The organism is Aeromonas sp. R2-3 (genome assembly GCF_040908375.1).
Taxonomy (GTDB): Bacteria; Pseudomonadota; Gammaproteobacteria; order Enterobacterales; family Aeromonadaceae; genus Aeromonas; species Aeromonas veronii.
In genome coordinates, this window is record NZ_JBFODP010000006.1 from 1 (window position 1) to 23,121 (window position 23,121).

Here is a 23,121-nt window from a genome sequence, read left to right on the forward strand (position 1 = left end):
CGGTGATGTAGTGCAGTTTGCCGAGCTCAGGACTCGCCTGTGCGAGGGTGGCCAGCAGCGCCCCGGCCAATCCAATCCATGGTTTCATTTTTGCCATCCTGATCAAGGGAATATCTGCTCAAGTGTGACCAAGCTGGCCGATTTCGCCAAGGCGACGGAGCATGTTTGGCAAAAAAGCGCGGGTGCACAGTCCCATCCCGCGCCCAATGTCGGCGGCGATCAGGGCGTTAGCGCAGCGGCAGGTATTTGGCTTGCAGGGCCGAGTAATCCGCCGAGGCGACGACCTGGGTCAGCGCCTGCTGAAAGAGGGCGACCTCGCTGTCGGGCACCTGACGGCTGAAGGCATAGCAGAGCGGTCTGGCATCCAGCACGAAGGCGACATGAAAGTCATCCGGCTTGAAGCCAAGCTGCTGCAGGGTTTGATAGCCCGCCAGCTTGTTGGTCGCAAACAGATCGGCACGACCTGAGGTGAGCATTTTGGCCGCCTGGGTGAGGCGGTTGGCCAGCATCAGCTGGCGCTCATCGATACCGCGTTCGAGCAGCAGCTGTTTGGAGACGGTAGAGCGCACCACGCCGACCTTGTAGCGGCTGATCTCGGCCTCCGAGCCGAGGGTGATGTTGTCCGCCTTGCGCCCCAGCAGCACAAACTCCGAGTGATCGATGGGGCAGGCCCACTTGAAGAGCGCCTCCCGCTGCGGGGTGCGGGCGGTGGCAAACAGCACCACATTGGGTTTTTGTTGCAGCAGGTTGTAGCCCCGGGCCCAGGGCAGAATGCGGATGGGCTGGGGCGACACACCCCGCGCTTTCCAGATAAGCTGCATCAGCTCTACCGACAATCCGGTCGGCATCCCTTGCTGGTCGCTGAAATTAAACGGGGGAGATATTTCGCTCAGATACTCGAGCTTGCCCGGATCGGCCTGCGCGAAGGTGGCCCACAAGAGCAGTAGCAGATGAGGTAGGTGCCATGTCCGCACGGAAAGATCCTTCGCAATCAACTATGTAGCCCAGTTTGACTGCTTGCGGCGGGAATAGCTAGCCACCTCTATTGCATCTTTCATCAATAAAATGGGCAGCGAACTGCTGCCGAGCGGGTGAGTGAGTGCTCAGCGCACCGGCAGGTATTTGGCCTGCAATTTTCGAAACTCCTCCGAGGCGAGGGCGCGGGTCAGGCCCTGCTGAAAGAGGGTGATTTCGCTGTCGGGCACCTGACGGCTGAAGGCGTAGCAGAGCTGCTCGGCGCTCAGCACCATGGCCACATTGAAGTCGTCGCTGCTCAGCTTCAGTTCGCGGATGGCGTCATATCCCGCCAGCTTGCTGGTGGCGAGCAGGTCGGCGCGGCCGGAGAGCAGCATCTTCAACCCCTGCGACAGGCGGTTGGCCGGGATGATGTTGTTGTCATCCATGCCGTTGTTGAGCAGCAGCTGCTCGGCGGCATCCGAGCGCACCGCGCTGATCTTGTACTGGCTCATCTGATCGAAGGCGGTCAGGGTGATGTTTTGCGCTTTGCGGCCCAGCAGTATGTACTCCGAGTAGCCGATGGGGCAGACCCACTTGAAGAGGTCTTCCCGTGCCTGGGTGCGGGCGGTGGAGAAGAGCACCACGTTGGGCTTCTGGGTTAGCAAGTAATAACCTCGCGCCCAGGGCAGGATGCGCACCGGCTGGGGGGGCACGCCGCTGTGTTGCCAGATCATCTGCAGCAGATCGACCGCAAGGCCGGTGGGCTGGCCTTGCGGATCACTGTAGTTGTAGGGGGGGTACTCTTCGGTGAGGTACTCGAGCTTGCCCAGGTCAGCCCGGGCCGTCGAGGCCCAGCAGAGCAGCAACAGATGACAGATCAGCCATATCCTCATTGGGAACATCCTTAGCGATCAACCTTCTCTTGAGTGTGACCATGAACAGAGTAAATAGCCACTCACTGCCGTTACCAGCGGGCGCGGATCTGCCCGATGGGCTGGTAGGCCTCATCCCGCAGCCCTACCAGCAGGGTCTTGCCATCCGCTTGCAGCCGGAACTCGCCGTAGCGGGCCGCTTCGTACTGCTCCCCCGAGCCCTCTTCAAAGAAGTAGGCATCGGGACCAATCTGCCACTGCCGTTCGCTCTGGTGCACCTGCAATAGCCGCTCATCGCTGGCGAGCCGATCCGGTTTGCCATCGACCACCAGAGTGGCTACCTGATGGGCATCGAGGCGGATCACCAGGGTGTCGCCGCCCTTGTTTTGAGTAGTACGGGCGTCGCGGCTGGTCAGCTCGCGGGCAATCTCGTAGTTCAGCCGCATGTAATCCCCCTGCATCAGGGAGCGGGGATCGACCGGAGCGAGCCGCAGCAGCACCACTTCGCCGCTGCTCATGGCGTGCTCATAACGCCAGACGGTGGCATTGATGCCCGCCAGGATGGCGAGGCCGCTCAGCAACAGGGCGAGCTGTCGGGTCACAGGTTTCATGAATCGCTCCTTGCCGCGAATGTGGTGAGCAGCTGGCGGGCACCCAGCAGCAGGATGCCGGAGCCAAGCAACAGCCAGGATTTGGTCATCAGGGTGAGCCCCAGATCGTAGTAATAGAGCGAGCCATAACCGAGCAGCAGCAGGGCCGAGAGGGTCATCAGCCCCAGACTGCCGGCATAAAACCCGAGGATCAGCACCAGTGCGCCCGCCCCCATGCCGGGGATGATGGCGCTGATCAGCACCAGCGGCAGGCCAAACAGCAGGGGGAGCTTGAGCTTCACCATCACCGCCAGCAGCAGGGCGGCGCAGATCAGCGGATTGAGCCAGAGCGGCAGGCGGGACAGCCCCAGTTCGTCCAGCACGCTGCTGCCGCCATCCCAGAGCGGATGGTGCAGACGGCCCAGCACCAGCAGGGAGAGGGCCAGCCCCAACGTGATGGAGTGGTAGAGCTGGTGGCGCTCTGGATCCCTATCTGCCCGCAGCCAGCAGAAGGCGATGGCCGCCATCACCAGCGGCAGCGCCAGCAGTTGCAGCCCGAGGCAGGCAAGGCCAAGAGTGAGCAGCAGGGCCGCCGCCACGCTGTGAAACAGCCGCACCAGCCAGTGATCGAACAGCACGGCGATGGCGAGCGACAGCAGGCACAACCCAAACCAGAGCAGGGCGTGATGAAGATCAAGCTGATCGAGCAGGCCATAGAGCAGCCAGGCATCGGCCGCCAGGGTGAGGGCCAGCACGAACTGATCCCAGAGATCGCCGCTTTGGCTGCGATTGAGGGCGTAGGCCCCCGCCAGCAGCACGGCCCCCAGCAGCAGGGCGCTGTTGGCCTCGCGGGTCAGCTGCTCGAAGGTGAGAAACAGGAAAAAGAGCAGGAACAGGGCGGCAATCCAGCCCACCAGCCCGAGCAGAAAGCGGCTCGACCAGTGCGGCTGGGTATCACGGGGCTGATCCCCTTCCACCAGATTGGCCTGTTGCAGTGCTTGCCAAAGGGTCAGATCACTCATGAGACCTCCGTTGTTGTTGCAGCCAGCGGGCGGCGGTGACCGAAAGGCCGATGGCGATCAGGCTCAGCAGCAAGAAGCCGTTGATGTCGGGCTCCATCCACTTGCCCAGCGCCGCGAGGATGACGGCAATCAGGCTGAGGCTCCCCATGGCGAGTCCGGCGATAAATCTGTGGTGCCAAAGGGCATAGGCCGCAGCGAGCCAGCCAAGCCAGAGCGGCCACACCAGCGGGGAGGCTGCATCAAACAGCGCCAGCAGGGTGAGCAGGGTGGCCCCCAGACCCGCGGCCAGACCCGCCAGCCAGCTTGGCATCAGGCACCAGCGGTTTGGTGCCAGCAGAAGCAGACCCCAGAGGACGGCGTTGAGCAGGGTAAGGCACCAGCCCAATCCCTCTTCATCGAAGGTAAAGAAGAACGTGAACAAACCGAGCCGCCAGTAGAGCACCAGCGCCAGCTGGCCGAGCAGCCAGCTCAAGGTCCAGAGCAGGGGGCTTTGGCCAAATGCCGCCAGTGGCACCAGCATCAGCGCCCAGGTGGCGAACAGCTGCCAGGGATCGGCACCGGTCTGGTAGGTTTGACCCACCAGCGCCAGCAGGGCGCCGATATTGAGGGCGATAGCGAGCAGCAGCGCCTGACGGGGGGTATCCCCTAGCGGTTTGCGCCACATCAGAAGCAGCATGGCGAGCAGCGGCGCCTCCAGCAGGGCGAGGCGGGAGACCCGGCCCAGCTCTTGCCAGTTGAAGGCAACGAAGAAGATGAGGCCAGCCCCGATGCAGAGGGCACCGAGCCAGAGCAGCAGCCGGTCAAACAGCCACTGCCAGCGCGCCGGATGGGGGGGGAGATCGGCGAGGGTGAGGGCGTCCGCCAGCTTCTCTGGCGCCAGCCGTCCCTGTTTGACCCATTCGAGAAGCGTCTCTCTTGATATGTTGTGCATGGGGGGACTCCGCGAGGTTTGCCCCATTATGGCATGAGGCACCCGCAACCGTGCACTGCCCTTGGCTCTGCGGCTGGTGGTTGCGACAGCGGGTTACGCAATAGACAAAGCAGCAAACAAAAAAGCCCTCCGAGGTGGAGGGCTTGGTCAGCGGAAAAGGCGATCAGGCAAAGATCAGAGTGCTCACCCCGAGGCCGACGAAGAGGATGGCGCAGGCGATGCGGATCCCCTTGAGCGGCAGCTTGTCTGCCCCCAGCTTGCCGATCAGCACCACCGGCACGTTGGCCAGCATCATGCCGAGGGTGGTCCCGGTAATGACCTGTACCAGCGAGTCATATTTGGCGGCCAGTAGCACGGTGGCAATCTGGGTCTTGTCGCCAATCTCGGCAATAAAGAAGAGCACGAAGGTGGCCATAAAGGGGCCGTATTTATCCAGCGAGCTCTCCTCGTCATCCATCTTGTCCGGCACCAAAATCCAGATAGCCATGGCGATAAAGGCGATGGCGACCAGCCAGGTCATTATCTTGGGATCGAGCCAGCGGCTGATGAACTCGCCAATCCAGGCAGCGCCCGCATGGTTGAGCAGGGTAGCCGCCAGCATGCCGGCGATGATGGGCCAGGGCTTGCGAAAACGGCAGATGAGCAGCAACGCCAACAGCTGGGTTTTATCGCCGATTTCGGCAATAGCGACGCTGAGGGTTGAGGTTAACAAGGCTTCCATAAAAATGACCGGGGGACGGAATTGTTATAAACCAAAGACAAGCCTGCGCCATCCGTCCCCGGTATTGGCACTGGCCCGTCAAAGGTCTTGTCAAATCCATGGCTGGCATGGATCACCCTGACCATGGTGATTTGGCACCAAGTATGTTGATCAGGGTCGCAAACCGGTATTCATGCAATGGATGGCACCGGCGTGCGAGACTACTCCCCCTCGATGGGAGCGGGCATTCTAGGGAAAAACCGCATGAGTGACAAGGGGATCAGCCACCCACCAGCTTGACGCTGAAACCGGCTTTCTCCAGCTCGGTTTTGATCAGGTCCCGTTTATCCCCCTGGATCTCGATCACTCCCTCCTTGATACCGCCTCCGGTGCCGCACTTTTTCTTGAGCAGGGTGGCCAGGGATTTTTGCTGATCGGCGGGTACGCCATGAATGGTGATCACCCCGGCACCCTTGCGCCCCTTGGTCTCGCGGCGAATGCGCACGGTGCCGTCGGTGGGGAAGGGGGAGGCGGATTGGGGAGCGCTCTGCTCCTTGATCATGCCGCCATCTGTGCTGTAAACGAGGCGGCTGTTGTTGTCGTGACTCATGGCAATACTTTATGGGTTAGCTAAGCGGAGTTTGATTTTACTCAAATAAAAGTTGAAGACACAGCTTATAATGCCCTGAGTAAAAGCGAATTATTATTGTTTAACTTCAGGAGTCAGTCATGGTACTCACGCAGTTGTCACCGGGACAGAGTGCTCGCATCAAGAATATGAATCAGCTCGCCCGGCCGCTGCGCCGCAAACTGATGGTGATGGGCCTGTTGCCCCAGACTGAAGTCATCTATCTGCGCTCCGCCCCCCTGGGGGACCCGCTCCAGATCCAGTGCCAGGGGATCTGTCTCTCCATGCAAAAGAGTCTGGCCCAGCAAATAGAAGTCGAGCCGGTATAACCCGCTGCTCGGCTGCCGCTCCGGTCAAGAAAGTCACCGGGAGCGGTTCAGAGACAAGAAGTCGAACCTGCAAAGCGGCTTGCCACACGCACGCGGCGGGTTCAGAAGAAAATAGAGGTAGAGCTGGTATGAATTATTCCCTGGTAACGGTAGGTAACCCCAATAGCGGCAAGACCTCCCTGTTCAACGCCCTGACCGGCGCCCGCCAGCAGGTAGGCAACTGGAGTGGTGTCACCGTCGACAAGAAGATGGGTGAGTTCAGCGCGGGTGAACATCACTTCAAGCTGATGGATCTGCCCGGTATCTATAGCCTGGCCAGTCAGGATGGCAGTCTGGACGAGCAGATCGCCAGCCGCTTTGCCCAGGGCCAACAACCCGACCTGCTGCTCAACGTCATCGACGCCGCCAATCTGGAGCGCTCCCTCTACCTCACGCTGCAACTGCGCGAACTGGGCCTGCCCATGGTGGTGGTGCTCAACAAGCTGGATATCCTGCAAAAGCGCCGCATCGTCATCGACGAGAGCAAGCTCGGCAAATCCCTCGGTTGCCCGGTGGTGGCCCTCTCTGCCCACAACAGCAAGCAGGTTGCCGCCTTCAAGCAGCAGATTCGGCAGTTTATCGGTCAGCCGCAAGCCGCCTTGCAGCTCGATTACGGCCACGAGCTTGAAACCGATCTGGCGGAGTTGGAGACCCTGCTCGCCCCGCATCACCTCACTACCCGTGGTCGCGCCCTGCGCCTGTTGGAAGAGGATGCGGTGATGCAGGAAACCCTGCTGCCCGGTCAGCAGGCGGCCGCCGCCAATGTAGTGGCTCGCGCCCATCAGGGACAGGATATCGACCTGCAACTGGCGGATATTCGCTACGGCCATATCCACCAGTGGGTACAACAGGCTCGTCAGCAGAAGGGCAAGCTCACCGAGGCCCAGAGCGAGTGGCTGGATCGGGTGCTGCTCAATCGCTGGATTGGCATCCCCTTCTTCCTGTTTGTCATGTACCTGATGTTCCTGTTTGCCATCAACGTCGGCAGCGCCTTTATCGACTTCTTCGACATCATGGGCGGCGCCCTGTTTGTTGATGGGGTGCACCACCTGCTGGGGCTGGTCAATGCCCCCGAGTGGCTGGGCGCCATTCTGGCGGACGGCTTTGGCGTTGGCTTGCAGACCGTGGCCACCTTTATTCCGGTGATTGGCTGCCTCTATCTGTTCCTCGCGGTGCTGGAGAGCTCCGGCTATCTGGCCCGTGCCGCCTTCGTGGTGGATGCCCTGATGCGCCGCCTCGGCCTGCCGGGCAAGGCGTTCGTGCCGATGCTGATGGGCTTTGGCTGTACCGTCCCCTCGGTGATGGCGACCCGTACCCTCAACTCCGAGCGGGAGCGGTTGATGACCTCCGCCATGGCGCCTTTCATGTCGTGCGGTGCCCGTCTGCCGGTTTACGCCCTGTTTGCGGTGGCTTTCTTCCCCGAGTCTGGCCAGAACCTGGTGTTCGGTCTCTACCTCATCGGTATTGTGGTGGCGGTGCTCACCGGCCTGTTGCTTCGCAGCACCCTGCTGCCGGGCAAGAGCGACTCCATGCTGATGGAGATGCCGGATTACGAGTGGCCGCGTCCGGTCAACGTTGCCATCAAGACCTGGCAGAAGCTCAAATCCTTCGTCTTTGGCGCAGGTAAAACCATCGTACTGGTGGTTGCCGTGCTGAGCGTGCTTAACTCCCTGGGTACCGATGGCAGCTTCGGCCATCAGGAGCAGGAGAGCTCGGTGCTGAGCAAAATCAGCCAGGCGGTGACCCCGGTGCTGCACCCCATCGGTGTACGCGATGACAACTGGCAGGCCACAGTCGGTATCGTCACCGGTATCTTCGCCAAAGAGGCGGTGGTCGGGACCCTCAACAGCCTCTACGCCGGTGGTGGCGATGCAGAGGAGGAGAGCGAGTTCTCGCTGGTGGCCAGTTTCCACGAAGCGATCGATGCCGTGGCGGCCAATCTGGCGGAGATCAACCCGAGCGACCCCATGGGGCTTGATGTTGGCAACCTCGACGACCAGAAAGCTGCCGCCGAGGCGCAGGAGGTGGATGTCTCCACCTACGGCAACATGCAGACCCACTTCGACGGGGCGGCCGGTGCCTTTGCCTACCTCTTGTTCGTGCTGCTCTACATGCCTTGCGCCGCCGCCATGGGCGCGCTGGTGCGGGAAACCGGTCGTCAGTGGGCGCTGATGACGGCGGTATGGTGCAACTATATGGCCTTTATGTGCGCGACCCTCTTCTATCAGGTCGCGACCTTTGCCGCTCATCCGGAGCAGAGCCTGTTCTGGATCGTCAGCTACGGCCTCTCTCTGGTACTGCTCTGGTGGGCCGGTCGCCGTCACGGTGACATCGTCGCCCGCAAGGTGGTGACCTTATGATCCTGCGCGAGCTGGGGGATTACCTCGCCGCGCAGCAGAAGGTGAGCCGGCGTGATCTGGCTCGCCACTTCCACACCTCGGAAGATGCGGTGGAGGCCATGCTCGGCGTCTGGATGCGCAAGGGGCGGGTTATCAAGCGCGAGAGTCGGGTTTGTGGTGGCAGTTGCTGCGGCAAGAGCGAGGAGGTGATGTTCGAGTGGTGTGACGCGGGCCAGATTGGGTTCAAGATCCGCTAAACGACTACCAGACTTCATCACCAAATATCGAACAATAAAAAACGGCAGATCCTGCTCAAGGGTCTGCCGTTTTTATTGTTGAAAACAGGCGGGATCAGGCGCTCTGGCGGGCCTCGCTCAGCAGTGCCAGCGTCGGTTGGGCGTTGTCCGGCATCAGCCGGTAGGCCTTGTGGTGTTTGACCAGGGTGGTTTTCTTGTTGCCCTGGCTCAGCAGCAGGCCGTGCTTGAAGGCCGCCTCGGCCAGCACCTTCTCGTCACCGCGCACATAGAGGGTGAGGGGTTTGACAAGCTCACCTGCTTCGATGTGACCCTGATACTCGCTATGGCTTACCACTAGGCTCGCCTGACCGCCAGATTGCAGGCGCAGCTTGGCGTTCACCTCGCTCTCGGTCAGCACCAGCCAGCCTGCCGCTGAGAGCTCATCCAGCAGCGCCGCCAGCTTGGCCCCCAGCTGCTGCGGGTTGGCCATGGCACACTGGTACTGAAAGGCGATGCGCTCCAGTAGCCCCTTGAGATCGGCACCCGCGCCGAGGGTGCGGCCAAGCTGCACCCAAGCTTTCAAATCTTCCATCACCAGACGGGAGAAGCGCTTCTCCTTTAGGGAGTCGGCCATCCAGGTGCAGAGAAAGTGGCTCTCTTGCGCCGGAGTGCGCTTGCCCGCCTTTTGCTCGGCGGTGCGGGCCAGTTCGGCCAGGCTCTGGGTGGCCATCTCGAGCAGGGCCTGATTGTAGGTCGGAGAGGTCATAAGCAATCCTTCAGTTGACCACCAGTGGTCAACACCGATGACAGAGATGGCAAAGGCGCCAGTGGCGCCTTTGCGGTTCAATAAAGCAGTCTGCGCGCCTTATTTCGGCTGACGGGGCTTCTTGGCGGCGGCCAGACGCTTGAGGCGCTGACCCTGCAGCTTGGCTTCGGCCATCACCTGGGCCACGGCGTTATCTTCACGCTGCGGACGCTTGCCGAAGCGGCGACGCTCCTGCAGCTGTTTGATCAGCTCGTCACGGCTGCTCACTTCGTAGCCCGGCACCATGATGCGGCGGATCTTCTGGCCGATCAGGGTCTCGATCTCCAGCAGGGTGCGCTCCTCTTCACGGCTGACGAAGGAGATGGCCATGCCGCGCTTGCCGGCACGACCGGTACGGCCGATGCGGTGCACGTAGTCTTCCGCCAGGAACGGCAGATCATAGTTGACCACGTATTCCAGATCCGGAATGTCCAGACCACGGGCGGCCACTTCGGTGGCGACCAGTACCCGTACCTTGCCTTCCATGAATTCGCGCAGGGCGCGGCGACGGTTGCCCTGGGCCTTCTCGCCATGGACCACGGCGGACTTGATGCCGTCGAGGTTCAGCTCCTCGACCAGCACATCACAGCTCTCGCGGGTACTGGCAAACACCAGCACCTGCTGCCAGTTCTGCTTGCCAATCAGCTCGGAGAGCAGCTCACGCTTGCGCTTCTGCTCGACCGGATAGACGGTGTGGCTGACGGTGTCGGCGGTGGAGTTCTGCTTGTTGACGCTGACGATCTGCGGTCTGTCCAGCATCAGGTTGGCCAGCTTCTTCACCGCGTCGGAGAAGGTGGCGGAGAAGAGCAGGTTTTGACGGGTCTTGTTGACCGCTTGCAGGATCTTCTGCACATCGGCACTGAAGCCCATGTCGAGGATGCGATCCGCTTCATCCATCACCAGACACTCGACGCCAGAGAGGCTGAGGTTGCAGGCGGTGAGGTGCTCCAGCAGACGGCCCGGGGTGGCCACAATGATGTGAGCGCCCGCTTTGAGCTTCTTGGCCTGCACATCCTGCTTGCCACCGCCGACGATGGTGATGGTGGTGATATCGAGATACTTGGCGAAGTCATTGATGTTGCTCGCCACCTGAGCCGCCAGCTCGCGGGTCGGGGTCAGGATCAGCACACGGGCGTTGGAAGGCTGGACCGGAGCCGGATTGTCTACCAGACGCTGCAAGATGGGCAGGGCGAAGGCGGCGGTCTTGCCGGTACCGGTCTGGGCGCTGGCCAGCACATCGCGGCCACGGCGAATGGCCGGGATCGCCTGTTGCTGCACAGGGGTCATCTCCTGATAACCGCAATCTGAGACAGCACGCAAAATCTCGGGGGCAAAATCGAACGATTCAAATCTCATAATGGGTTCCTGTGTTCCAGCTGGGCTGTGTTTGGCTTGGTTAGCTCGGCATGAGCGAGACGGAGGTTGTAACCACCGACGGCTGCGCCTGACATCAAGTCAGAGAGTGAGCCGGAAAATGGCGGGCGCGAAGTGTAACAGATAGACGTCACAAATTCTGCCTCAAATGGTTGTCCTTTTCTCATCCTTTGTGGTGTGAATGGCGGTTGAAAGCAATCATTTGACTCCCAAATGCCAAGCTTAGATGTGTGGCTAATGGTTTTGGGCAAGGACGAAAGGGATATCGATGGAACTTGAACAGTTAAAACGCCAGCTGGAGCAGCTTGGCGAGCGCAATGACAGCATGCAGCAGGCTCGCCAGCGCAAGTTGCTCAATATCACCCGCGACACGGGGGAGTTGCTGTCAGTGCTGGTGCAGACCCGTGGGGCGCAGGCGGTGCTGGAGATCGGCACCTCCAATGGTTACTCCACACTCTGGCTGGCAGAAGCTGTGCGTCGGCTGGAGGGGCACGTTACAACCATTGAGCTGGATGAGGATAAGCGCGTGCTGGCCCATGACAACTTTCAGCAGGCAGAGTTGGCCCCCTGGGTAACCTTGCTGGCAGGGGATGCGGGCGAGTTGCTACCGACCTTGCCGCAAGGCGGCTATCAGCTCATCTTCCTCGATTCGGATCGTCAGCACTACCGGGCATGGTGGCCGCAGATCCGCCGCCTGCTGGCACCCCGTGGCCTGCTGGTGGTTGATAACGCCATCTCCCATCGCAGCGAGATGGAGGAGTGGATGAACGAGGTCGGGCAGGATCCGGCCTTTGCCACCTCGCTGGTGCCGGTCGGCAAGGGGGAGTGGCTGGTGGTGCGTTTGTAGGGGGTAGCTACAAAAAATCAGCCCCGCATTGGCGAGGCTGATTGTGAAAGCGCATCAGGGTCTTGGTCGGTCAGATCAGACAGCCAGATAGTCCATGATCCCTTCGGCGGCTTTGCGCCCTTCGTAGATGGCGGTCACCACCAGATCGGAGCCACGCACCGCGTCGCCACCGGCAAACACCTTGGGGTTGCTGGTCTGGAAGGCGTATTCCGCCTGCTCGCGGGCCTTGATGCGATCCCGGTTGTCGAGCTCGATGCCGAACTCCGCCATCCAGGGCTGGGGGTTGGGCTGGAAGCCAAACGCCATCACCACCGCATCGGCAGCCAGCACCTGCTCGGAGCCCTCGATGACCACCGGATTGCGGCGGCCATTGGCATCGGGTTCACCCAGCTCGGTGCTCACCACCTTGATGCCGACGGTGCGACCGCTGGCATCCAGCTCGACCGCTACCGGTTGCAGGTTGAACATGAACTCAACCCCCTCCTCGCGGGCGTTTTTCACCTCCCGCTTGGAGCCCGGCATGTTCTCCTCGTCGCGGCGATAGGCGCAGATCACCTTGGCGGCCCCCTGACGGATGGCGGTACGCACGCAGTCCATGGCGGTATCGCCACCGCCCAGCACCACCACCTGCTTGCCGGCGAAGTCGATGTAGTCGGCTTGTGCCTTCTCGAAGCCCAGCAAGCGGTTGGCGTTGGCGATGAGGTAGGGCAGGGCGTCATAGACGCCCGGCGCCTCTTCGTTGGCAAAGCCGCCCTTCATGTACTTGTAGGTGCCGACCCCGAGGAAGACCGCATCGAACTCGCCGAGCAGGTCGGCGAAGGTGATGTCCTTGCCCACTTCGGTCTCGAGACGAAACTCCACGCCCATCCCCTGGAAGATCTCGCGGCGACGCTGCATCACCTCTTTTTCCAGCTTGAAGGAGGGGATACCGAAGGTGAGCAGGCCACCGATCTCCGGATACTTGTCAAACACCACCGGGGTGACGCCGTTGCGCGCCAGCACGTCGGCACAGGCGAGGCCCGCAGGGCCAGCACCGATGACGGCGACCCGCTTGCCGGTCTTGACCACGTTCGAGAGATCGGGCTTCCAGCCCATCTCGAACGCCTTGTCGGTGATGTATTTTTCGATGTTGCCGATGGTTACCGCGCCGAAGCGATCGTTGAGGGTGCAGGAGCCCTCACAGAGGCGATCCTGCGGGCAGACCCGACCGCACACTTCCGGCAGGCTGTTGGTCTGGTGGGATAGCTCCACCGCCTCCAGAATGCGCCCCTCTTTGGCCAGTTTCAGCCAGTTGGGGATGTAGTTGTGGACCGGACACTTCCACTCGCAGTAGGGGTTGCCGCACTCGAGGCAGCGATCCGCCTGCATCTGTACCTGAGGCTGATTGAAGGACTCGTAGATCTCCACAAACTGGATTTTGCGGATCTTGAGCGGCTTCTTGGGCGGGTCGACCCGCTGGACATCGATAAACTGAAATACGTTCTGGCTCATAGGGTTCCCTCCTTATTGCGCCTGGATTCTGAGTTCTGCACTGGAACGGCTGGTGTGACCCAACAGCGATTTCACGTCGCTGGACTTGGGTTTGATCAGCCTGAACTTGGGCACATAGGAGTCGAAGTTGGCCAGGATCTCCTCGGCGCGCGAGCTGCCGGTCTCATTGAGGTGCGCCGTGATGATGCCGCGCAGGTGCTCCTGATGGATGGCGAGATCCGCCACGTCCAGCAGTTCCACCAGCTCGGGGTTAGTGCGCTTGGCGAAGTTGCCGCACTCGTCGAGCACGTAGGCAAAGCCGCCGGTCATGCCCGCCGCAAAGTTGACGCCAGTCTGACCGAGCACGGTGACGATGCCGCCGGTCATATATTCACAGCCGTTGTCGCCAATCCCCTCGACTACCGCCAGGGCGCCGGAGTTGCGCACCGCGAAACGCTCGCCAGCAGTGCCTGCGGCGTAGAGTTTGCCGCCGGTGGCACCGTAGAGGCAGGTGTTGCCGATGATGGCTGCTTCGTGGGATTTGAACGCCACGCCGACATGGGGCTTGATCACCAGCTTGCCGCCGGTCATCCCCTTGCCCACGTAGTCGTTGGCATCGCCGGTGAGGATCATCTCGAGGCCACCCGCGTTCCAGACGCCGAAGCTCTGGCCTGCGGTGCCGTTGAAGTGCACTTTGACCGGATCCGCCGCCATACCCTGGTTGCCGTGCCGCTTGACGATTTCGCCCGAGAGACGCGCACCCACCGAGCGGTCGGTGTTGCGAATGTCGTAGCGGAACTCGCCGCCGCTTGAGGTTTCCACCGCCTCCAGCAGATCTTCCACCATTTTCAGGTTGAGTGGCCCCTTGTCGAAGGTGGGGTTGTGTTGCTGGCTGAACAGGCTGGAGCCTGCCGGTGCCACCGGACGGGCCAGAATGCCGGAGAGATCCAGCTTGGCCTGACGGGCGGTGAGGCCGGGCAGGGCTTCCAGCAGATCGGTGCGGCCAATCAGGTCGGTCAGCTGGGTGACGCCGAGCTGAGCCATCAGCTCGCGGGTCTCCTCGGCGATGAACTTGAAGTAGTTCATCACCATCTCCGGCAGGCCGGTGAAGTGCTCGCGACGCAGCTTCTCATCCTGAGTGGCAACGCCGGTGGCGCAGTTGTTCAGGTGGCAGATCCGCAGGTATTTGCAACCGAGCGCCACCATGGGGCCGGTGCCAAAACCAAAGCTCTCGGCGCCGAGGATGGCCGCCTTGATGATGTCGAGACCGGTCTTGAGACCACCATCCACCTGCAGCCGCACCTTGTGGCGCAGACCGTTGGCGACCAGCGCCTGCTGGGTTTCAGCCAGACCCAGTTCCCACGGGGAGCCGGCATATTTGACCGAGGTGAGGGGGCTCGCGCCAGTGCCGCCGTCATAACCGGAGATGGTGATGAAGTCGGCATAGGCCTTGGCCACGCCGCAGGCGATGGTGCCAACGCCGGGTTCGGAGACCAGTTTCACCGACACCAGACAGCTTGGGTTGATCTGCTTGATGTCGAAGATGAGCTGGGCCAGATCCTCGATGGAGTAGATGTCGTGGTGCGGCGGCGGTGAGATCAGGGTCACGCCGGGCACGGAATAGCGCAGCTGGGCGATCTGGGCAGTCACCTTGTCACCGGGCAGCTGGCCCCCTTCGCCGGGCTTGGCCCCCTGAGCCACCTTGATCTGCACTACATCAGCGTTCATCAGGTAGTGGGGGGTGACGCCAAAGCGGCCGGAAGCCACCTGCTTGATGCGGGAGTTCTTCTCGGTACCGAAGCGCTTGGGATCTTCGCCACCTTCGCCGGAGTTGCTCTGACCGCCGAGGCGGTTCATGGCAACAGCCAGTGCCTCGTGGGCCTCAGGGCCGAGGGCACCGATGGACATGGCGGCGGAGTCGAAGCGGGGGAACAGCTTGTCGGCCGGCTCAACCTGATCCAGTGCGACCGGATTGTCGACCTTCTTCAGGGCCAACAGGTCACGCAAGGTGGAGACCGGGCGTTCGTTGACCAGACGGGCGTACTCCTTGTAATCGGCATAGTTGCCGGAGCGCACCGCGGTTTGCAGGGTCTGCACCACATCCGGGTTGTAGGTATGGTACTCACCGCCGTGAACGAACTTGAGCAGGCCGCCGTGGGCGAGGGGCTTGCGGGCCAGCCAGGCCTGACGGGCGAGCTTGAGCTGATCCTGCTGGATGTCGGCAAAGTCGGCGCCCTGAATACGGCTCGATACGCCGCGGAAACAGGTCTCGACCACGGCTTTGGCCAGACCCACTGCCTCAAACAGCTGGGAGCAGCGGTAGCTGGCGACCGTGCTGATGCCCATCTTGGACATCACCTTGTAGAGCCCCTTGTTGATGCCGTTGCGGTAGTTGACCATCGCCTGGCGCAGGGGCATGGCGAGCACACCCTCTTCAACCTGCTTGGCCAAGGTTTCGTAGGCGAGATAGGGGTAGATGGCGGTTGCGCCAAAGCCGAGCAGCACCGAGAAGTGGTGCGGGTCGCGTACGCTCGCGGTCTCCACCAGAATATTGGCGTCACAGCGCAGGTTGTTGTCCACCAGAGTACGCTGTACCGCACCCACCGCCATGGCGGCCGGGATCGGCAGGGTATCGATGCTGATGTCGCGGTCCGACAGCACCAGCAGCACGGTACCGCTCCTGGCGGCAGCCTTGGCCTCCTCGCAGATGCGCAGGATGGCGGCCTCCAGCCCCTCTTCGGGCTTGAAGTTGAGGCTGATCACCTTGTGGCGGTAGTACTCTCCTTCCAGAGCCAGCAGCTGGTGGAAGTCGGAGTAGAGCAGGATCGGTGACTGGAACAGCACCCGGTGGGCGTGGCCGAAGGTCTCGTTGAAGACGTTCTGCTCGCGACCGATACAGGTGGCGAGCGACATCACGTGATTCTCCCGCAGCGGATCGATGGGCGGGTTGGTCACCTGCGCAAACATCTGGCGGAAGTAGTCATAAAGGGTGCGAGCGCTGGAAGAGAGCACTGCCATCGGGGTGTCATCCCCCATGGAGCCCACCGCTTCCTGACCATTTTCACCGAGAACCCGGATGATCTGGTCCAGCTCCTCGAAGGAGTAGCCAAACAGCTTCTGATAGGTTTTTAGCTGCTCATCGGAGAATTCGCGGCTACCGGTCTGGCTATCGTCCATCTGCTCGAAGGGGACCAGCCGGCGGCAATGTTTGTCCATCCACTGCTTGTAGGTGTGGCGGCTCTTGAGATCGTCATCGATCTCGAAGCTGGTCCACACCTTGCCGTTGCTGGTATCGACCACGAACAGTTCGCCCGGGCCAACCCGGCCCTTCTCCAGCACTTCGTCCGGGGTGTAGTCCCAGGTGCCGACCTCGGAGGCGAGGGTGATGAACTTGTCCTTGGTGATGACGTAGCGGGCCGGACGCAGGCCGTTTCTGTCAAGGGCGCAGGTGGCGTAGCGGCCATCGGTCATGACGATACCGGCCGGGCCGTCCCAAGGTTCCATGTGCATGGAGTTGAAGTCGTAGAAGGCGCGCAGGTCGTCATCCATGTTCGGGTGTTTTTGCCATGCAGGCGGGATCAACAGGCGCATGGCGCGGAACAGGTCCATACCACCGGCGAGGAAGAGATCCAGCATGTTGTCGAGGCTGGAGGAGTCAGAGCCGGTGGTGTTGACGAAGGGGGCCGCTTCCTGCAGATCGGGAATGAGCGGGGTGGCAAACTTATAGCTGCGTGCCTTTGCCCACTGGCGGTTGCCAGCGATGGTGTTGATCTCGCCGTTGTGGGCCAGATAGCGGAACGGCTGGGCCAGCGGCCAGCGCGGGCTGGTGTTGGTGGAGAAACGCTGGTGGAAGACGCAGATGGCCGCCTGCATACGGATGTCGGCGAGATCCAGATAGAAGCGCGGCAAGTCCACCGGCATGCACAGCCCTTTATAGACGGTGACCAGGTTGGAGAGGCTGACCACATAGAAGTAGTCATCGTTGACGCGCTTTTCGATGCGACGACGCACGATATAGAGGCGGCGCTCGAGATCCTTGTCGACCCAGCCGGGCGGGGCGTTGACAAAGACCTGTTCAATGCTGGGTAGGGAGGCTTTGGCAATGGAACCGAGCACGTTGGTATCGACCGGCACCTTGCGCCAGCCGACCAGACTCAGGGTCTCTTTTTCCAGCTCTTCGTCGATGATGTCGCGGGTCTGCTGGGCCAATACGGGGTCGGGGTTGAGAAACAGCATGCCGACCGCATAGTTGCGGCCAAGGTGCCATCCCTTCTCCTCGGCGACAGCTCTGAAGAAGCTGTCCGGTTTTTGCAGCAGCAGACCGCAACCATCGCCGGTCTTGCCATCGGCGGAGATCCCGCCACGGTGCTGCATGCGAGCCAATGCTGACATCGCGAGACGGACAAGCTTGTGGCTGGCTTCCCCTTCCATGTGGGCCAACAGGCCGAAGCCACAGTTATCCCTCTCCAGCTTTGGATCATATAGTGACATTGCATTTCTCCCTTGCTCGGCCTTGTATCGCACAGTCATCACCTGACTGCATAAATTGCGATTGGCTCTTGTGGTTCCGTCTGCCTGACGTGGCGAATCTCCAAACTAATGGGATTTTCTGGCGAGGTCAATCGCAGGTCAGGTTTGTCTTCATGGTTACATTCGCATAACAAAATGTCGGGTTAGGGGGATTAGCTCGCGGTTATGAAGTGTTTATTCTGTATGGTTTGATTTTGTTGGTTAAATATATCGCCATTGACGGGCTCAATGGTGCGCTCGGCGACGATGGGCGAATGTAGTAATTTTACCAACCCTATGCTACCGAGAGCGGAAGTGATCACATTTTCAATATCCCATGCTTGCAATTGTGTGCTGTCGGGTCTCTTTGAATTTTTCATTGTTCAACAGTGGGTTATCAGGTCTCATTTTCATATGGATGTTTACTGTTTGAATCGTCAAAGAACTGTGAAAATCCTTTTTTTGCGCTTTTTCTCTATATTTATTCAAAATTGGTCGGGTATTTATATGTTTTACCCTCTCCGCTAGCTTGATCCAGCTCAGCCCCTGTTTTGCGCAAGCTCGTACAATGGCGCTCCTTTAGCGGAGGTGTCATGCAGTTACACGAACTCGTCAATACATTCGGTCAGGATCTCAAGCAGCGTCATGGTCAGAAGATCCACAAACTCTCCATCCACGGGGCCTTCACCTGCCCGAACCGTGACGGCACCCTGGGCCGTGGTGGCTGCACCTTCTGCAACGTATCCTCTTTTGCCGACGAGTCGGCCCAACAACTCTCCGTGGTACAACAACTGCTGGCTCGCCGGGACGAAGTCACCCGTGCCAAGCGCTATCTTGCCTACTTTCAGGCCTATACCAGTACCTATGCCGAGGTCGAATATCTGCAGCGGATGTATGAAGAGGCGCTGTCAGTGAGCGATATGGTGGGGCTCTGCGTGGGCACTCGCCCCGATTGCGTGCCGGATGCGGTGCTGGATCTGTTGGCGGGCTATCAGGCCCGGGGTTACGAGGTGTGGCTGGAGCTCGGGCTGCAAAGCGCCAACGACAAGACCCTGCAACGGATCAACCGCGGCCATGGTTATGCCGCCTATGAGGATGCGGTAAGACGTGCCCATCAGCGCGGCATCAAGGTATGTGCTCATCTGATCGTCGGCCTGCCGGGCGAGGTGCCGATGGACAGCCTCGATACCCTGCATCGTATCGTTGAGACCGGTGTTGAGGGGATCAAACTGCATCCGCTTCATGTGGTAGAGGGCAGTACTCTTGGCAAAGCGTGGCAGGTGGGGCGCCTTGAGGTATTGACGCTTGAGCAGTATGTGGAAGCCGCTGTCGCCATGATCCAGCACACGCCGCCCGAGGTGGTGTATCACCGGATTTCGGCCTCCGCGCGCCGTCCAACTCTGTTGGCGCCAGCCTGGTGTGAAAATCGCTGGACGGCCATGGCGGACATTGCCAAAGCACTCTCATTGAATGGCCCGCAAGGTCACGCGTTGGGCAGACCCTTCATACTTCCTGACCTATAATTGAGCGCCAGATTATTATTTTCACGTAAAACATAGGGTTATATAAAAAACTTCATACCCTAAACTATAGTTTTGGTACGTGCCGGTTGATATAGTGGTGCGCCATAATAAATGTCATTATCAATTAACTCCGACATTCACCCTGATTGCAGTGTTAGCATGGTGTTGATGAGCCGATTATTTTTACCAATAACGAATCATGCCGCCATTGCTGCTGTGCCGGGAAATTGGCGATGAGTGTCGCGATCTATCTGGACAGGTTTATCCCCTGATCAGTCTCATCAGCGGGAAGGCCACTTGGTTTTAGCGTGGCTATAGCAGGGAAATATGAGCGATTAACGCTCTTATCTACCTCATTTATGCAGTGACAGGATGCTATGCAAGCAGAAACAAGTCGTATTGATGAGTTATTGGAGTGTCTGGTCTTCTTGACCCGTTTTTATGGTGTGCCCAACAGCCAGGATGCCCTGACGACCGGGTTGCCACTGGTCTCCGGACGCCTGACTACCGCACTCTTTTGCCGTGCTGCCGAGCGGGGCGGGTTATCCGCCCGTGAAGTGATACAGCCACTGGCCGATATTTCTCCCTTGCTGCTGCCTTGTGTATTGCAGATGCGCAATGGTGGCGCCTGCATTTTGCTGGAGTGGAATGAAGATCGAAGCCAGGGGAAAGTGATTTTCCCGCAGGCCGGTGATGCCGCGCAATGGCTGACCGCAGCCCAGTTGGGTGATGAGTATCTGGGACGCCTCTTCTACGTGAAGAAGCAGTTCAAGTTTGACGAACGCTCGCCCAAGGTGCTGGAAACCCGTGATGGCCACTGGTTCTGGAGCACCTTGTTCGAATCCCGCGGCATCTATCGCGATGTGCTGATCGCCTCCATTCTGATCAACCTGTTTGCCATTGCCAGCCCTCTTTTCACCATGAACGTCTATGACAAGATTGTGCCCAATCTGGCGTTTGATTCACTCTGGGTGCTGGCGGTCGGGGCCATGGTGGTCTTTACATTCGATTTTGTGATGCGGCAGTTGCGCAGCTACTTTATCGATATCGCTGGCAAAAAGTCTGATGTGCTGCTGTCCGCCAAGATTTTCGCCAAGGTGATGGGCATGAGGATGGAATCTCGTCCCGCGTCCACCGGCGCGTTCGCCAAACATCTGCAGGAATTTGAATCGGTGCGGGAGTTTTTCACCTCCGCAACGGTTTCTACTCTTATCGATCTCCCTTTTGCCGTCTTCTTCCTTTTTATTATCTGGATGTTTGCCGGTGTGATGGTGGTGGTCCCCATCGTCGCCATGCTGATCCTCATCGCTTACAGCTTTTATATTCAGGAGCCCCTCAAGCAGTCCATCGAAGAGGGTTCGCGCCTTGCGTCCCAGAAGAACGCCAACCTGATTGAAAGTATTTCCGGGCTGGAAACCGTCAAGATTTTCGGCGCCGAGAGCATGTTCCAGCATCGCTGGGAACAGGCCGTTTCTCATATTTCCACCTGGGGCGTACAGACCCGCCGCATTACCAACTCCATGTCCTCGCTGGCCAGTTATATCCAGCAGGTGGTGACGGTTGGTCTGGTGATTGTCGGTGTTTACCAGATCTCCGAAGGCTTGGTCACCATGGGGGGCATGATTGCCGCCGTGATGCTCTCCAGTCGCGCCATTGCACCTATGGTGCAACTCTCCGTGTTGTCGACCCGTTATAACCAGGCCAAGTCAGCACTGGATATTCTGGAAAAAATCATGCAAACCCCGGGAGAGCAGGAGGAAGGCAAGCAATATATCCATCATCCGGTGATTGCCGGTCGCATTGAATTCGAGAATGTCTCCTTCAAATATCCCGGCATGGAAACCAGCACCCTGCACAATATCAATTTGCGCATTCAGCCGGGCGAAAAGGTGGCGATTATCGGCCGGATTGGGGCGGGTAAAACGACCCTCGAGAAGTTGTTGATGGGGCTGTATCGACCGACCGATGGCTCGGTACGTATCGACGGTTTTGAACTTGATCAACTGCCACCTGCGGTGATCCGTCGCAATATCGGCTGTGTTCCGCAAGATGTCATTCTCTTTTTCGGATCGGTGCGGGACAACATCATGCTGGGTAATCCGCTGGTGGATGATGTGAGAGTCTTGCGCGCAGCCAAGCGGGCGGGTGTCACCAACTTTACCAACCGGGATCCTAACGGGCTGGATCGGCAGATAGGCGAGGGGGGCCGTCAGCTATCCGGTGGCCAGCGTCAGTCGATCCTGCTGGCACGCGCCCTGCTCAATGATCCCCCCATTCTGGTGATGGATGAGCCGACCTCCAACATGGACAATCAGTCCGAGATGCAGGTCAAACAGGAGCTCGCCAGACTGGGCCCGGAAACCACATTGATCCTCATCACTCACAAAACCTCGATGCTGGATGTGGCATCGCGAGTTATCGTCATCGAGCAGGGGCAGATCGTTGCTGATGGTCCCAAAGAGGTGGTGTTACAGCAGTTGAAGGAAGGCAAGGTGCGCGTGCAGGAGGTGTCCCATGGTTAAGGGGCTCATGGACTGGTTCAAGCGCAGCAAAAAGACGCCTTCCGGCGAGGTATTGCCAGCACCCGAGCATCTGGAGTTTGTCGATGACGGCGCGGCAGCTGTACTGCTGACCACGCCGACCGGAGCTCGTATCCTGCTATGGTGCTGTTTCCTCTTTTTCATGAGTGCCATCGTCTGGGCGGCCTGGGCCGAACTGGATGAAGTCACCGTGGGTCAGGGCAAGGTTATTCCGTCCCGTCAGCTGCAGGTGATCCAGAACCTGGAAGGGGGGATCGTCAAAGAGATCTTCGTTAAAGAGGGGGATATCGTCGAAAAGGGACAGCCTCTGCTGCGCATTGATGACACCCGTTTCCGCTCCGACTTTAGAGAACGGGAGCAAGAGGTAGTCACTCTAAAGGGGGATGTGGCTCGTCTGCGCGCCGAGATGGCCAGCGTCGAGGTGAAAAACGACCCGGCACTGGGGTGGCGTGAACAGGTCGTGGTAGGTGAAGCGCCAATCCAGTTTCCCGATGGTTATGAAACCGTTTTTGCCGAATACGCACACCGTGAGCGCTCTGTACAGCGGGATCGCCTCAATAACCTGAAGAACCAGCTCTATATTCTTGGTCAGCAAATCGAACAGAAAGAGCAGGAGCTGATTGAACTGAATGCCAAGATCCGCACCGTGAATCGCAGTGTGGATCTGGCCAGACAGGAACTGAATATTAGCCGTCCGCTGGCGAAAGAAGGTATAGTGCCTCAAGTGGAGCTAATCAAGCTTGAGCGGCAGGTCAACGAGATGCAGGGGGAGCTGGAGAGCAACCGTCTGCTGATCCCAAAACTCAATTCGGTACTGCGTGAGACCATCTCCAAGCGTAATGATATTGCGCTGAAGTTCAGAGCAGATTCCCAGACTGAACTGAATGAGAAACAGGGGCGGCTTGGCCAGTTATCAGAAGGGCAGGTTGGCTTGCGAGACAGGGTTGACCGGACCAGCGTGATTGCACCCCTCAAGGGCACCATCAAGAAGCTCAAGATCAACACCCTGGGCGGCGTGGTTCAGCCCGGCATGGATTTGATGGAGATTGTGCCGCTGGAGGATACCTTGCTGGTAGAAGCCAAGGTGTCACCGAAAGATATCGCCTTCCTGCGACCGGGGCTGGATGCCATCGTCAAAATTACTGCCTACGACTTTACAATCTATGGAGGATTGCATGGCAAGGTTGAACAGATAAGTGCGGATTCGATCCAGGATGAGGAGGGGAACTCCTTTTATCTGGTTCGGGTTCGAACAGAGAAAAGTTACTTGGGCGATGAGCTTAACGCACTTCCCATCATCCCCGGTATGTTAGCCAGTGCTGATATCATTACTGGTAAAAAAAGTGTCCTAGACTATTTGCTTAAGCCGATTTTACGGGCAAAGCAGTCGGCACTGAGAGAACGATAAGC

18 protein-coding genes are annotated in these 23,121 nt (G+C 59.5%); 7 read left to right on the forward strand and 11 right to left on the reverse strand.

The window, feature by feature from the left end:
- Positions 1–227: 227 nt before the first annotated feature.
- From AB5Z02_RS02585 to AB5Z02_RS02615, 7 genes are all read right to left on the reverse strand, one after another.
- Positions 228–974 carry a substrate-binding periplasmic protein gene (locus AB5Z02_RS02585; protein WP_368215200.1) on the reverse strand — a complete coding sequence of 249 codons (747 nt, stop codon included), beginning with the start codon at positions 972–974 and terminating at the stop codon, positions 228–230.
- Positions 975–1,103: 129 nt separating this feature from the next.
- Positions 1,104–1,850 (reverse strand): ABC transporter substrate-binding protein, encoded by a 747-nt coding sequence (locus AB5Z02_RS02590; protein WP_216948828.1) that lies wholly within the window; start codon positions 1,848–1,850, stop codon positions 1,104–1,106.
- Between the two features lie 71 nt (positions 1,851–1,921).
- Entirely contained in the window at positions 1,922–2,440 is a 519-nt protein-coding gene (locus tag AB5Z02_RS02595; RefSeq protein WP_304520793.1) for a GDYXXLXY domain-containing protein, read from the reverse strand.
- Entirely contained in the window at positions 2,437–3,441 is a 1,005-nt protein-coding gene (locus tag AB5Z02_RS02600) for a DUF4401 domain-containing protein (protein WP_274161735.1), read from the reverse strand. Before AB5Z02_RS02600 ends, AB5Z02_RS02595 begins: the two co-directional genes overlap by 4 nt.
- Complete coding sequence (locus AB5Z02_RS02605) at positions 3,434–4,372, reverse strand: DUF2157 domain-containing protein (RefSeq protein ID WP_368215203.1); 939 nt, start codon at positions 4,370–4,372, stop codon at positions 3,434–3,436. The genes AB5Z02_RS02600 and AB5Z02_RS02605 overlap by 8 nt, the downstream gene beginning before the upstream one ends.
- A gap of 163 nt (positions 4,373–4,535) precedes the next feature.
- Complete coding sequence (locus tag AB5Z02_RS02610; RefSeq protein WP_005337386.1) at positions 4,536–5,093, reverse strand: TMEM165/GDT1 family protein; 558 nt, start codon at positions 5,091–5,093, stop codon at positions 4,536–4,538.
- A gap of 259 nt (positions 5,094–5,352) precedes the next feature.
- Positions 5,353–5,682, reverse strand: coding sequence for a translation initiation factor (locus AB5Z02_RS02615; RefSeq protein WP_005337385.1), 330 nt, complete (start codon positions 5,680–5,682; stop codon positions 5,353–5,355).
- A 119-nt stretch (positions 5,683–5,801) separates the two neighbouring features.
- Here AB5Z02_RS02615 and AB5Z02_RS02620 point away from each other — a divergent pair, with 119 nt between their 5' ends.
- From AB5Z02_RS02620 to AB5Z02_RS02630, 3 genes are all read left to right on the forward strand, one after another.
- Positions 5,802–6,029, forward strand: coding sequence for a FeoA family protein (locus AB5Z02_RS02620; RefSeq protein ID WP_005337384.1), 228 nt, complete (start codon positions 5,802–5,804; stop codon positions 6,027–6,029).
- Positions 6,030–6,157: 128 nt separating this feature from the next.
- A complete protein-coding gene (gene feoB / locus AB5Z02_RS02625; protein WP_368215204.1) occupies positions 6,158–8,428 on the forward strand; it encodes a Fe(2+) transporter permease subunit FeoB in 2,271 nt (756 codons plus the stop codon).
- A complete protein-coding gene (locus tag AB5Z02_RS02630) occupies positions 8,425–8,664 on the forward strand; it encodes a FeoC-like transcriptional regulator (protein WP_005346763.1) in 240 nt (79 codons plus the stop codon). Before feoB ends, AB5Z02_RS02630 begins: the two co-directional genes overlap by 4 nt.
- A 94-nt stretch (positions 8,665–8,758) precedes the next feature.
- On the opposite strand, the gene AB5Z02_RS02635 is transcribed toward AB5Z02_RS02630, so the two are convergent.
- On the reverse strand, positions 8,759–9,409 hold the full coding sequence (locus AB5Z02_RS02635; RefSeq protein WP_368215205.1) for a DUF2913 family protein: 651 nt from the start codon (positions 9,407–9,409) through the stop codon (positions 8,759–8,761).
- A gap of 99 nt (positions 9,410–9,508) precedes the next feature.
- Entirely contained in the window at positions 9,509–10,804 is a 1,296-nt protein-coding gene (locus AB5Z02_RS02640; protein WP_201986149.1) for a DEAD/DEAH box helicase, read from the reverse strand.
- A 286-nt stretch (positions 10,805–11,090) separates the two neighbouring features.
- Here AB5Z02_RS02640 and AB5Z02_RS02645 point away from each other — a divergent pair, with 286 nt between their 5' ends.
- Entirely contained in the window at positions 11,091–11,669 is a 579-nt protein-coding gene (locus tag AB5Z02_RS02645) for an O-methyltransferase (RefSeq protein WP_368215206.1), read from the forward strand.
- 75 nt (positions 11,670–11,744) lie between these two features.
- Here the strand turns inward: AB5Z02_RS02645 and AB5Z02_RS02650 are convergent, their stop codons facing one another.
- The gene (locus AB5Z02_RS02650) at positions 11,745–13,160 is read right to left on the reverse strand and encodes an FAD-dependent oxidoreductase (protein ID WP_005346752.1); all 1,416 of its coding nucleotides are present in this window, start codon (positions 13,158–13,160) and stop codon (positions 11,745–11,747) included.
- Positions 13,161–13,172: 12 nt separating this feature from the next.
- On the reverse strand, positions 13,173–17,630 hold the full coding sequence (gene gltB, locus AB5Z02_RS02655) for a glutamate synthase large subunit (RefSeq protein WP_368215208.1): 4,458 nt from the start codon (positions 17,628–17,630) through the stop codon (positions 13,173–13,175).
- A 611-nt stretch (positions 17,631–18,241) separates the two neighbouring features.
- Here gltB and AB5Z02_RS02660 point away from each other — a divergent pair.
- The 3 genes from AB5Z02_RS02660 to AB5Z02_RS02670 all read left to right on the forward strand — a co-directional run bounded on the left by AB5Z02_RS02660 (position 18,242) and on the right by AB5Z02_RS02670 (position 23,119).
- Positions 18,242–19,171, forward strand: a complete 930-nt coding sequence (locus tag AB5Z02_RS02660) for a TIGR01212 family radical SAM protein (RefSeq protein ID WP_019445097.1) — start codon at positions 18,242–18,244, stop codon at positions 19,169–19,171.
- A 377-nt stretch (positions 19,172–19,548) separates the two neighbouring features.
- Positions 19,549–21,693: a type I secretion system permease/ATPase gene (locus AB5Z02_RS02665; RefSeq protein ID WP_005337360.1), complete on the forward strand. Its 2,145-nt coding sequence runs from the start codon at positions 19,549–19,551 to the stop codon at positions 21,691–21,693.
- Complete coding sequence (locus AB5Z02_RS02670) at positions 21,686–23,119, forward strand: HlyD family type I secretion periplasmic adaptor subunit (RefSeq protein ID WP_005350982.1); 1,434 nt, start codon at positions 21,686–21,688, stop codon at positions 23,117–23,119. The genes AB5Z02_RS02665 and AB5Z02_RS02670 overlap by 8 nt, the downstream gene beginning before the upstream one ends.
- Positions 23,120–23,121: the final 2 nt, after the last annotated feature.